At 48.7% G+C, this 12983-nt stretch carries 10 protein-coding genes and 2 pseudogenes; 4 read left to right on the top strand and 8 right to left on the bottom strand.

All coding sequences use genetic code 11. The features are described from left to right. Positions 1–141: 141 nt before the first annotated feature. Positions 142–966: a WYL domain-containing protein gene (locus N7V53_RS10865; protein ID WP_279793389.1), complete on the top strand. Its 825-nt coding sequence runs from the start codon at positions 142–144 to the stop codon at positions 964–966. A 132-nt stretch (positions 967–1098) separates the two neighbouring features. Here the strand turns inward: N7V53_RS10865 and N7V53_RS10860 are convergent. Then, positions 1099–2394, bottom strand: a pseudogene (locus N7V53_RS10860) (hypothetical protein). Positions 2395–3086: 692 nt separating this feature from the next. Here N7V53_RS10860 and N7V53_RS10855 point away from each other — a divergent pair. Then, positions 3087–3695, top strand: coding sequence for a DUF4291 domain-containing protein (locus N7V53_RS10855; protein ID WP_023478812.1), 609 nt, complete (start codon positions 3087–3089; stop codon positions 3693–3695). Positions 3696–3706: 11 nt separating this feature from the next. Here N7V53_RS10855 and N7V53_RS10850 read toward each other — a convergent pair whose 3' ends face one another. From N7V53_RS10850 to N7V53_RS10820, 7 genes and pseudogenes are all read right to left on the bottom strand, one after another. Further along, positions 3707–4249 carry a hypothetical protein gene (locus N7V53_RS10850; protein WP_023478806.1) on the bottom strand — a complete coding sequence of 181 codons (543 nt, stop codon included), beginning with the start codon at positions 4247–4249 and terminating at the stop codon, positions 3707–3709. Between the two features lie 403 nt (positions 4250–4652). Continuing rightward, positions 4653–5169, bottom strand: a pseudogene (locus N7V53_RS10845) (RHS repeat-associated core domain-containing protein); the annotation flags it as partial. A 16-nt stretch (positions 5170–5185) separates the two neighbouring features. Beyond that, on the bottom strand, positions 5186–5659 hold the full coding sequence (locus tag N7V53_RS10840; protein WP_034812203.1) for a hypothetical protein: 474 nt from the start codon (positions 5657–5659) through the stop codon (positions 5186–5188). A 133-nt stretch (positions 5660–5792) separates the two neighbouring features. Next, positions 5793–6263: an SMI1/KNR4 family protein gene (locus N7V53_RS10835; RefSeq protein ID WP_023478747.1), complete on the bottom strand. Its 471-nt coding sequence runs from the start codon at positions 6261–6263 to the stop codon at positions 5793–5795. 377 nt (positions 6264–6640) lie between these two features. Continuing rightward, positions 6641–7282, bottom strand: a complete 642-nt coding sequence (locus tag N7V53_RS10830) for a response regulator transcription factor (RefSeq protein ID WP_279793388.1) — start codon at positions 7280–7282, stop codon at positions 6641–6643. Beyond that, positions 7279–8757 (bottom strand): PAS domain S-box protein, encoded by a 1479-nt coding sequence (locus N7V53_RS10825; RefSeq protein WP_279793387.1) that lies wholly within the window; start codon positions 8755–8757, stop codon positions 7279–7281. The genes N7V53_RS10830 and N7V53_RS10825 overlap by 4 nt, the downstream gene beginning before the upstream one ends. Positions 8758–8880: 123 nt before the next feature. Then, entirely contained in the window at positions 8881–9426 is a 546-nt protein-coding gene (locus N7V53_RS10820; protein WP_279793386.1) for a sigma-70 family RNA polymerase sigma factor, read from the bottom strand. Between the two features lie 278 nt (positions 9427–9704). On the opposite strand from N7V53_RS10820, the gene sctW reads away from it, so the two are divergent. Beyond that, complete coding sequence (gene sctW, locus N7V53_RS10815) at positions 9705–10847, top strand: type III secretion system gatekeeper subunit SctW (RefSeq protein ID WP_279793385.1); 1143 nt, start codon at positions 9705–9707, stop codon at positions 10845–10847. Positions 10848–10857: 10 nt separating this feature from the next. Next, a complete protein-coding gene (gene sctV / locus N7V53_RS10810) occupies positions 10858–12981 on the top strand; it encodes a type III secretion system export apparatus subunit SctV (RefSeq protein WP_023478924.1) in 2124 nt (707 codons plus the stop codon). Positions 12982–12983: the final 2 nt, after the last annotated feature.

Here is a 12983-nt window from a genome sequence, read left to right as displayed (position 1 = left end):
TCAGACACGCAAACAGTCTCCGTAACGGATTTAGCCAGTAAGCGGCTAGAGACTGGGGCATACTCGCACCCTCAGTGGCTGCGTTTGTGTTACATTGAGCGTCAGTTGCTCTGGGAGCGTCGGCTAACAACGACCATGCTGATGGAAACCTTTGGTATCTCACGCCCTCAGGCTCAGAAAGATATAAAGCTTTACCAGCAACTCTCGCCTAAGGCGCTAAAGCCATATCAGTTGGGTATTCCGTACTATCAACCTACTGACGGGTTTGAGCCGGTGTTATTATCCAAGGCAGATTTGCAGTGGCAGGCCATTGAAGAGTTCGCGCCGCCCATAGCTGCACACACCACTGAAATGCCCATGCTGTTACGCCATCATAATTTGCGTGTTCTGGCCCGATTACTCTCGGCCATTGAGCACCAGCAGTCTATTGAAGCTGTAGTAGCAACAATGAATTCACCTAAAGGACGTAGCCGACGGCTAACACCCACGGCTATCGCGTTCGTTAATAACCGTTACCACGTACGCGCTTTTTGTTGGGATAATATGGCGTATCGCGATTTTCTCATTGGTCGTTTCAAAAACACCCCAAAAGTAGTTAAACCCTCGAAAAACACGCAGAACTGGGGCGATAATGCACCTGCCTTTGAACGTTGTAGAGGTGTCCCACCTAATCCTGATACTGAGTGGGAGCAGATGATCGAACTTGAGCTGAGGCCTAATCCACACCTCAGCCAAGATCAGCAGGCATTAATCGTGATCGATTATGAGTTGGATCAGGATGGAATCACCAAACGGTTCGCGCTTCGCAAACCGCTAATCGGTTATTTTCTGATCGACAATCGCATTCCTGCAAGTGAAGCTGAATACAATCTTGCTGTTAATGAAAATCCTAAGGCTTGGCCAGTATTTGCCTTCATAACTGACTCAAATAAACTTGCCCACGAACTCGGATTTGACCCAAGTTGATTTCTAGTAAGAAAAAGTTCTGTAGAATATTCGAAGTATCTCAGAGCTAAGTTGGCCGATCCGGGCCAAATGTCGGCTTTGGGTTATCAGGTTCAATCCACATTAATTTAACACCGTGACGAGGAAATAGACTCATCCTTTGTTTAACCACTCTCCTGGTGTTTTCCACTTCAACAACCGCTCAATTGCCGTATCGTCAGACAGGAACTGACGGGCAAGTTGCAGGCGTTCCATGACCTGTATCTTCTGCTGGTTATCAAGCATTGCTGCATCCATCTCTGCTTCGTAAAAAAACTGCTCCAGCCGTTTGTCTTCTGCCCACTGGGCAATAATGGATTTCAGCTCAGTACGACTGGCATTACGCGCTTCCTCCGCCTGCTCTATCCGCTTCTTTTCCAAGTATATGGCTTGTTCCCGCTCACGCTGAATGCGCCACTCCTCAGCTTCAATTCTGGCCTGTTCTAGTTGCTTTGAAATTAACGGAACAGCCTGTTGCATTGCCGAAATCATCTTAGGGATCTGACTAATTAATCCACATTGTTTTGTCTGCCGGAACTGAAGTAACCATTTTGCGGAAGTATAAGGTGAGTAAAGCTGCAACAGAAATCGCCCAGTAGGCAAGGTATGTTTCGATACGTGAAGAAAAGGTTCACTATTTCTTCCCCGTATCCATCTCCCCATCTGTTCGTCACGTACATAGCGATTCTTGACTTTTTTCGCTGGAACATACTCCGTCATTTCAGCAAGACTAAACGCAAAGTACATATCCTCAATACAAATAATACTTGGCGTATAAGGCCGCCATAGATTGCCCCTGCGATACCCACCCTCTTTCGAATCTTACTTAATATCAATATCCGCACGATGTAGCCTTTCTCCCAGTGCATCCAACGTAACCCGGTATCCCTTATTTCCCAGGGCATCAAAGAATCTACTCAGGAACTCTATCGCACTATCAAATCCCGTATCAGAAACGTTGAGATCCAATAATTTCTTTTTCGTAGGCTTGTAATAGCCATCTTCTGTAACCGAGGAGGCCGGCAGATACGTTTTAAGATCATTTATTAACCCATAGCCATTCCCTGTAACAGGAGCTTGCTTTCGGGTTACGGAAAGTACTGGTTTTGGTAACGCAGTGGTGGAAGGTTGCACTGGTGGGTTGCTATTCTCAAGCGCCTTCACCACCTTATCCTTTTTCAGAGCTGGTAGCTCGGGGATTGCAGGTGCAACCCCTTTCGCCAGTGCTTTCCAGTAACCCGCAAGCGGCCTGGGTATACGCATTTCACTGCATTGTTTCGCCAGTAAATCCGTACTAATGCCATACAGGGCAGCTATACGCTCCGCAGGCTCACGCCAGACCCAGTCATACAGCGCTTCCCGATCTTGGGGGAAAATATGTGCAGCATCCTGTGGATTAATATCTGACATCACATTACCCTTCTTTGGCTAAAATTATCAGAAATCTTTGCCTGCTGGTCATTGAAAGGACTCTGGCCGGGCTCTCCATCGATTGACGTATCAATCGCGTTCGAAATGCCCGTTACCAGCAAAAATCTCTCTGTCAAATAAGATATATTCCTGTGAAAGTGCTTACAACTACACTTCCACTTATTGAATACTCGACAATCCCATCAAAACAATTCATTGATAAAGAAAAGTCGTACCACACAATCCGGGTGAACAAGAATTGGCTGTAGCTGTTATAACTGGCCTCAGCTGGTAGCATCAGCCAAAGTGAGTACGAATATGAGTACAATATTAGTTAATAAGAACAAAAACGTTAAATATCAATAATATAACAATAAAATTACGGTTCAACGTCTAATAAGATTTGTTGCCTTATGGGGTTTCGCTAAATCTCATACGCATCGCAAAAACGATAAAATCCACGCATCTGCGTGGATTTTTGTTTTAATCGGTATGCTCCCTATCAGAAAGGACATCCCCCGACATCGTCGTAGCCGTATTACCAGCTGCTGCCGTCAGCAAAATATTTAAGGGTCTGGTTTACTCTTGATTTTTACCAGAATACAGCCCGAAGTATCAATGTGGGACATGGTATTATCCCTGGATATTGCTTATAATAAATAATGACATCTACAATCTATAATTGAAAAACCATGAATAAAATAACCACCTCTTTAACTCCAACAAATGAAATTAGAGCATATTATACGGATGAATTTATTCGAGTTTATCAGGCGTTTTCCGATGAAATAGCAGAAAGCGCTCTTGAGAAAAAAACCTTCGTATCTCCACCGTTCAGTATGAGCAGAATGACATGGATTAAGCCTTCTTTTTTATGGATGATGTACCGTTCAGGATGGGCAAAAAAAGACTCAAGACAAAAAAGAATTCTGGCAATAGATATAAGCCACACAGGATTCCGTGAAATACTAAAAAGCGGAGTACTTAGCAGTCATGGCGAGTCTATTCATAATAGCTTAGACAGCTGGCGCACCGGTATAAAAAAATCAGATGTAATAATACAATGGGATCCAGAAAGGGACTTATATCTAAATAAACTAAACTATCGCACCATACAAATAGGATTACGTAATCAAGCCGTTGAAGATTATTGCAAAAAATGGATCACCAACATTTCAGATGTAACCAGCCTTGTCGAGAACATAAAAGGGTGTATAGATGCTGGGGACATACACTTAGCAATTTCGCTTCTCCCTCAAGAACGGCCTTATAAAATTCAAGCCGAAAACTGGCTTAAATAAAAATTTATTTTTTAATCTAAAACACCGTAAGATTTTCCAACCTGCACTGCTTTGTTCTTTATTTTAGGGATGGAATTTCTTGACAATGCTTTTAATTTCTCAGCAGCGTATTTTGAACCTATTTTCGCTAAAGCGTATATACAGTTTAATGCCAACATGTAATTATCATCCTCTCTGTCATCAGCCAAGTAATCATATTCAGACAAAGCACAGTTATACAGGGCATTTACTGCATCATCGCTTTTAGCCTTTATTTTAACTAAAGCCCGCACAACATCATCATGTTTACAATGAAAATCATCACCCAAAAGATGTATCAAGATATCTTTATGCTTGCTTGTAAATCCAAAATGAAAGCCAATATATAAAGCGTATTCAACTTCTTTCAGGTCTTTAGAAGAATGCGCATTTTTTAAAATGTCATCTATAAAACCCTCAACATTTCCCTGAGTACATGGAAAAAGCTTTAGAAATTCTTCATCTGTTATTTTTCCAGCTCTAAGTGGCTTATTATTAACCACGGAAAGCACTAAGTTCTTTTGCTCTGAATTCATTATTTCCTCAACATATTAAAAGAATCGATACCATCGTTAAAGATTTTTAAAGCAGCGCCCCCTTCCCTTCCAGGACCAATATTTATCTGGTCATCATCGCCTTTAAATCGAGCATTTTCAATCCCCAACCTTTTGATTTTGCTGGGCTTGGTATATCAGGATGGGTTACAGCAGCCAGATCAGACTTATCTCTAATGCCAATACCTTCTAACTGTGCTCGCGTACCTGGTTTTAGATTGAATTGTACCAATATCCCGTCATAATCTTCTGAAAACTCACGGGTGGGAGATATTGTTGTTTCGGTTGTACCTGGCATCCGTCCTGTTTTTTGTAAAACAGCAAAATCTTCTTTTGACATGGTCCTGTAAAAAACATTCTCATGCGGTGGCTTATAACATGCAACCAACCCCAACGGATCCACCCACACCAGCGGATCACCCACATAGCTGTAGGTATTAATCCCGCCCGCTAACCCAATCGGGTCCATCTGGGTGTAACGCCCGGCGACCGGGTCGTAGCGGTATTCCACCTTTCTGAATTCGGCATGACCGGTGAAGGTGATTTCCTTCATCTGCTGCTCATCGTCATACGCAAAATGCTGCACCACGCTATTTTATCCTGACGGCGCGTGAGCCGCCCGAACCCGTCGTAATCGAGCTTCAGCCCGCCCAGGCGCAGCAGCAGGTTGTGCCACACCGGGTTACGGTGTTCTTCGGTGCGGTTGCCTGCCGGGTCCCAGAAGAAGCGCTCTTTTTTCTGCGGTTCGACAGCCTTTGTCACCTGCCACGCCGCGTCGTAGACCATACGTACTGGCTGTACTTCTCGCCCGGCATGGCGGGCGTCGCGTCGGTGTGTATCTGCTGGACTCTCTGATCGGTGCGGTCCCAGCGGTAGCGGCGCTCGAAAACCAGTTCGCGGCGCATTCCGCCAGTAGGGCTAGTAAATTATTAGCTCGCCCTGGGGCCACAGACCGGCCCAGCCACAGGGCATATGACCTTGCTCATAAATAGAAATAAGATTCATAAAAAAAAGTGACTTATTTAAAAAGGGACTATAAGCATCCTCTAATAGATAATTTAATAAATCCCACTTTATATTACTGAGCAAAGCCTTTTGATTCCCTCCTATAGGAGGGATTTGTGGAACAATTTTACTTTCAATGATAATAGCAGCAGCATCTGCGAGCTTGTTCCACTCAAGAAAAGCATTCACATGTTTTTTCGCCAACCAACCTGTGATATTATTTCGGGCTTCTAAAGTAACATTTTCCCACTCTTCACTTTCCAGATTAATTTGAAAAGCATTTATATTTTTAACGCGTATAGTGTCAGGAATAGAGCTATCTTTTCCTGCGTTTGAAAGCCAATTGATTCTTAATAACTTTTCGATCGATGCTTGGTTTATATTCATAAGTTCATCTAATTTATTATACCTGGAATTCCTGGGACACTCATGCCACCGAGAGCGTCATACTGAATCCTGCTCTGGATACTATACCTTGAAGCCTGGTTAACACGGCGCGCATGTAAGCTCTTCAAAGATATTATAAATCTTCCAAAGATTTTTTAGTTTCACAAACCAAAAAATCTGCAAAAGTCTTTGCCACGATTTTTTTACTGCCATCTCTCTTGAATGATAAGTCTGTTTCCACTACTGCTGCCTCGCCACCAATTTGAACAGATACGTCAATAGAAAATAGCGGGCCATAACCAGAGGATTTTATGAAAATCATATTGTTATCAATATCGCCAAGTTCCCTGACCTTAAGGGTTGTATACCTGACATCAGGTGCAGATTGTGCGGCCAAGCCTAACTTTGAGATGCCATAAAATGACTCTCCATTAAATGAAAGCGTTCCATATTTCTCTAAAAAAAGCTTATATGTGGGAGGGAATTTAACCTTAAGCTCTTTCTCATAAAGCTCAATTACATCCTCAGTGGCGGGACCACTTCCTTGCGCTCCCTCACCACTTGCACTAATTAAATCATCAAGTTCTTTATAAATATCAATCATTTAGCCTCCTAAAAGCCCAGTACTCAGCTTTCCAATACTTTTTCTTCCAGCGATTAAATGGCCGTCTATTCATAGAAGGCGGTGCACTACTATAGGTTTCTCTTTGCCGCAAAGTCAAAAGCCAGGAATTATTAACGCTTGAGAAATTATCTCAGGACAAAAGGGGAAATTTAAAAAGGTGATAACGCTTGACGATTATATTGTCTTATGAGGTTTTGCTGAATCTCACACGCATCACAAAAACGATAAAATCCACGCAACTGCGTGGATTTTTGTTTTCATACCCTATCTTCAATCTCACTACAGCGCCGCTAAAAATGAGTTCGCGTATGCATCGATTTAATCATCCATCCGTCAGGCGGTGGTGGTGAAATCCCTTATTGCACCAGGTTATGCCGCAGGGAATATTTGACGATATGGGCGTTATTGGTGAATTTCATTCGCTTCATCATGCGTGATTTATAGGTGCTGACGGTTTTATTACTGATCGAAAGCGCATCGGCTATCGCATTAATCGACTCGCCGTGAGCCAGCATGATCATTATTTGCCGTTCGCGCATCGTCAGGCTCTCATGCGGCGCACGATTATTGTTCTGGTAGTCGGAAAAGATAATTTCCTGCGCCAGATCGTGATCGATATAGCGTGATCCCTGCGCCACGGTGCGGATCGCTTTGAGTAAAATCTCTGGCGACTTATCTTTAGTGATATAGCCCAGCGCGCCATTATTTAACACCCGCCGGGCAATTTGCGGTTCGTTAAACATACTCAATACCAGAATACGCAACTGGGGATAGAGCGGTATCAGGCGGGTGATCAGATCTTCCCCGCTCATGCCCGGCATCGAAATATCCAGCAGCAGCAGATCGACGTCGTGCTGGCGCAAACGCTCCAGCACCTGGCCGCTATCCGGCGCTTCACACACCACCTCGATAGTGTCATCGAGTGCAAAAATTTGCTTCAGGCCCTCACGCATGATGGCATGATCGTCGGCAATCATCAGACGTATGCATTCACTCATCGATCGATCCTCCTGGTTTTCGAACAGGATGGTGCTGATTTAACACCTACAGAGAGGGGGAACTTCAGTTTAACCCGTGTTCCTTTACCGGGTGTGCTATTGATGGTCGCCTCGCCATTTAGCATGCGGCCACGCTCCTCGATCCCGTGCAGCCCACAGGTTCCTCTCTTCACACGATGCAGATGAAAGCCCCTGCCGTTATCGACAACTTCGATAAGCAGCGCATCCGGCGTGAGTTTGACGAAGATATAGACATTGCTGGCTCTGGCATGGCGGGCGACATTGGTGAGGGACTCCTGTACCACGCGAAATGCCGCCGTCAGCGTTGCATCATCCAGCACCACGGTATGCTCGTCGGGTGCCAGCAAAATGCAGCGAATACCGTTGTTTTTTATAAACTGATCCCGCAGCCACTCCAGCGCCGGAATCAACCCGAGATTGAGCACATTGGGCCGCAGCCGGGTTGAGACATCCCGCACCACCTGAATGGTGCTGTCCAGACGCCCCATCAGTTGCTGAATTTCCGCCTGCTGCGCATCGGCAGACTGATCTTTACGCATCGCCAGCAGCGACAACCCCGTACGCAAGGCGGTTAAATGCTGGCCCAGCTCGTCATGAATATCACGCGCCAGCTGTTTTTTTTCCGCTTCCCGCGCCCGCTCCAGATTATGCGTCAGTTGCCGCAACTCCTCTTCAGTCTTGCGGATAGCGGTAATATCGCGCCCCACCGCCAGCACGCTCATTATCTCGCCGCGCAGATCATATTCCGGGACGCAGCGCACATGCAGGATGCGTTTCTCCCCGTTACGCTTTACCACAAGCTCATCTTCGGCAATGTTTTCATCCACCATGGTGCGCGAAACCAGCTTAAACAGGCTCAGGCCGACGCCTCCGCGCGGCACGCTTTCGGTCAGCGGCACGCGGCTGATATCGTTTTCGCTCAGATTAAACCAGTTGCGGACGGCCAGGTTGGCGTAGAGGCAGCGGGTCTGCAAATCAAAACGTAAAATGAGATCGGGAGAATTTTCCACCACCCGGTGCATCTGTTTTTCCCGCAGTAGCTGCTGCTCTTTTTGCCGGCGAATTTCATGCATATCGCGAACAATACATAATATATGCAGCTCACCATCATGGTTATATCCGCTACAGCTCGCCTCGACGGGAAAATCGTTATGGCGTCCGGTATGTTGCGAAGTAAATGTTATCCCTTCAGGACGTGTACTGAGTTTCCACCACAGGGCAAAAACATCATTGTCGCGCAGTTCTTTATCAATAATATCAAAGCTGAGTTGTGAAAATGCCTCGCGGGAATATCCCGTCAACTGGCAGGCTTTTTCGTTGACATATTTGATATGCAGCTGGCTGTCTATCAAATAAATCGCATCATGGATTTTGTCTAAGGCAATGTTTGATAAGCCGCTGATATTAACCTCATGATTATCAGCCTGGCCTGATACACCCTGTAAAAGCATCATTCCCTCCACGGATATATCATGCCGCAGGGAATAGCATTCCGACGGCATGATAGTCATAACCCGCTAAATATTAATGAGCTAATAATCTTAGCAGTTAATTTGTCCTTTTCAGCAAACCCGGATTCAGGCGTAAATTCTCCCTTTTAGCGTCTCCCGCGCCCGTGAAAGGCGCGAGCGCACGGTGCCGACCGGGATAGCTAACTGCTGCGCAATATCCTGATAACTGCCCTCCTCCTCCACAAGGATAGAGAGCATCAACTTGACGTCTTTCGATAAAATTTCAATGGATGCCAGCGTATGGCTAAGGAGCTGCCTGTTTTCCGTCAAATCGCTGGGATCATCATCCAGCAGCAGATCGGCGGTAATCTCATCATCCAGCCTGTCGAACAGATAGTGGCTCTGTTTCGATTTGTAGTAGTTGCGGATCAAGTTAACGGCAATGCCAAACACCCAGGTTTCCGGGCGGGACGCACCGCGAAACTTATGCCGGTTACACAACACTTCCAGACAGGTCATTTGCAAGATGTCATCAGCATCCTCCTGGCTGGCGATACGTTTACGAATGAAGTTTAAGAGCTTCTTATTATGCGTAACGAAGATCTCATCCCAGTTAACGTTCATCGCAACCGGTGACTCTACGACAGTGGACACGAGCGTTGAATTAATCATTTTCTTGTCTCTCTGTTAGGTAGCAAATGAGTGCGCTGCTACTTAGCAAGAGATATGCCAGCGGCCTGTTTCTGAATAACCAACTGTTTATAAAAGCAATTAATTCTGGATGCAGACTTTTCCGAGCCAGTTTTTACCTCGCGTGGCCGCTGCGTTATGCAAAAAATTGCATTGGTTACTTAATGAAATTATTCACATTTTTTTTTGCTGCTTTTTACGGAACCGGGAAGCGTGCTTTGACACAGAAAGAGGGTAATGACCACTGAGGATGGCTGGCGATGTTCAAGATACAACATGCGATTCCGGCGCTAGCGCACTCGCTAAAAGCCCTGCATAGAAACACGCCACAAGCGGCAGGCAAAACCAACGTGCCGGATAATGTCCGCGTGCGGGCAGAGTCATTAAATGACGCGATGGAAGAGATTGGCGCCGCGTTCAGTGAAAAGATGGAGCGTAAGCAAAAGGCGCAAGAGCGCCGTAATGGGTTGCGTAACCAGCTGCGTGGCAAGCATGCGCTCAGCAAAATTGGCGAGCTGAATGAGCTCTTTTCCCTGCTCGATGGCGGCGATGAACAACAAGCCCTTGAGCAGATGGAGTGGCTGCGTAACGCCCTGCGCCAGAACCCGCCGCCGGAGAGCGACACGCTGCTGGAAAAGACCGGCGGCGATCCGGCGCGCACCGCCCTGCTGCTGCGGATGCTCGGCAAACAGGCACACGATGAAGGCGACGGGGAACTGGCCACGCTCGCCGGGGCGCAACTGGATAAGCTAGAGCAGACCCACGGCCAGAGCATCCGCGCAGGCAACAACACGGCCCCCGCCATCGCCGGGTATACCAGCGACCCGCAGCGTAAACAGTCGCTGCGCAACCTCTATTACGACGGCATCGTCCACCAGCAATCCGCCATCATGATGCTGGATATGCTGCTGGAGGCGATCGGCTCACGCAATCTGATACCGACGCTGCGTACCCTGCAGCGCGCGCTGGCGGATGATATGGCCGCGCTTGCCCCCTCGATTAGCGTCCTTACCCTCGGGCGTATTCACCACGGGCTGCGCGATGCCGCCGGGATAAGCCAGACGCTGAGCGACAGCACTGCCTTTTTGCAGCGTATGCGCAGCAAACTGTCCAATGTTGATATGAACAGCCTGACGCTGGCGCGCCGGATGTTACAGATCAGCCACAACGGCGCTTACCAGAGTGATTTCACCGGCCTTGCGCAGGAGATCATCGGCCAGAGCAAACACCATCAGCCGCTCTTTTACAGCTCGCTTTTTCCGCTGCTGCGCGGCGTGCCTCGCTCGCTGTGGCCGGACCTGGAAAAACGTGGTAACGCGTTGAAATTACTGCGCGGCATCATTACGGACGTCACCAAAGCGGAGCAGCAACAGCAGCGCCGCAACCGGAACGCCGCGTCGTGAGGCAATCAAGATGAATACCCTGTTTCAGATATTAAATCGAATCGCCATCAGCGCCATGCAACGCTCCGAAGTGGTCGGTGCCGCTTTTGCCATGGCGCTGGTGTTTATGCTGATCATTCCGTTACCGCTGCCATTAATTGATGCGCTGATTGCGGTGAATATCTGCCTCTCCTCCCTGCTGGTGGTGCTGGCGATGTATCTGCCCAAGCCGCTGGCGTTCTCCACCTTTCCTGCCGTGCTGCTGCTGACCACTATGTTTCGCCTGGCGCTCTCCATCTCCACCACCCGGCAGATCCTAATTCAGCAGGACGCGGGCCATGTGGTGGCGGCCTTCGGTAACTTCGTGGTGGGCGGCAACCTTGCGGTCGGGATGGTGATGTTCCTGATCCTCACCGTGGTGAACTTCCTGGTGATTACCAAGGGTTCCGAAAGGGTGGCCGAAGTGGCGGCGCGTTTTACCCTTGATGCGATGCCCGGTAAGCAGATGTCCATCGACAGCGATCTGCGCGCCGGATTGATTGATGTGGTGCAGGCCAAAAACCGCCGTAATGAGCTGGCAAAAGAGAGCCAGCTATTCGGGGCGATGGATGGCGCAATGAAATTTGTGAAGGGCGACGCCATCGCCGGGCTGGTGATTGTGGTGATCAACCTGATTGGCGGCATCAGTATTGGCGTGCTGCAACTGGGCATGCCTGCCGGTGAAGCGATGCATATCTACTCCATTTTGACCATCGGTGACGGGCTGATTGCACAGATCCCGGCGCTGCTGATCTCGCTTACCGCCGGGATGCTGATTACCCGCGTCTCGTCCGACAATGAACAGACGGCGGATAATAATATCGGCCGCGAGATTGCCGAGCAGTTAACCAGCCAGCCGAAAGCCTGGTTGCTCTCCTCAATGGGGATGGTGGGCTTTGCCCTGCTGCCCGGTATGCCAACGGCGATTTTTCTGCTGCTGGCAGCATTAACGATGATTAGCGGCGGTTTTCAGATCTGGCGCATCAGAAAGACCCTGAGCCTGGCGCAGCCACAAATGGAGAATGAGGTCATTCCGCCTGAGCTAAACGGTAAAGAAGATTTGCGTCAGTTCAACCCAACGCGCCCTTATCTGATCAACTTCCCCTCCTCATGGCGCGGCCATCCGGAGATGCTGGAGCTGGTGCAGGATATTCGCCGCCTGCGTAACCGTATCGTTTACCACTTCGGCTTTACCCTGCCCGCTTTCGATATCGAGTTTCTCGACCAGCAAACGGAAGATGAGTTTCGCTTCTCGGTGTATGAGATCCCGAAAGTGATCGGCACATTTACTGTGACGCACCGGGCGGTAAAACGCCGCTGGCTGGACGAGATCGCGCCAGCCGACCGGGAGAGCGTGGTCGAGGGCGATGAGCGGCGTCAGGAGGGCGATCTTATCTGGCTGGCGGCGGATCATCCGCTGCTGCAAAACGAAGAGGTCGAGCGCTGGACGGCGCGCGAAATGCTGGTCAAGCGCATGGAGAATGCCATTCACGCCAGCAGCCCGCACTTTATCGGCCTTCAGGAGACCCGCGCGCTGGTGAGCTGGCTGGAAGCAGAGCAGCCAGAACTGTCGCAGGAGTTACAGCGCGTGATGCCGATCTCTCGTTTCTCCAGCGTGCTGCAAAAACTGGTTTCCGAACGTATTCCGCTGCGATCGGTTCGCGCCATTGCCGAAGCGCTGATCGAGCATGGGCAGCATGAGCGCGACGTCTGGCTGCTGACCGACCAGGTGCGCATCTCGCTAAAAAATCACCTCTGTTACCAGTATGCCCGTCCGGATGGCCTGCATGTCTGGCTGCTGACACCGGAGCTGGAAGAGCAACTGCGCGACTCGCTGCGTCAGACGCAAAACGACCTTTTCTTTGCGCTCACCCATGAGCAGATCACCGCCATTCTCTCGGTCATCGCTAACGCCTTCCCGGCCGACACCCCGGAAAGCGCCGTACTGCTGGTCGCCCAGGATCTGCGCAGCCCGATGCGCGGGCTTATCCAGGAAGAGTTTCACTATGTGCCGGTGCTCTCGTTTGCAGAGCTACAACCTAATCTCGCAGTAAATGTGCTGGGGCGTATAGAGCTGGATCCGGCCGCTTACTCGCTTACCACGTGGGAGAGTTGATC

It is taken from the genome of Kosakonia sp. HypNH10 (assembly GCF_029850615.1).
Classification (GTDB): Bacteria; Pseudomonadota; Gammaproteobacteria; order Enterobacterales; family Enterobacteriaceae; genus Kosakonia; species Kosakonia cowanii.
This window is presented reverse-complemented; position numbering and strand designations above follow the sequence as displayed.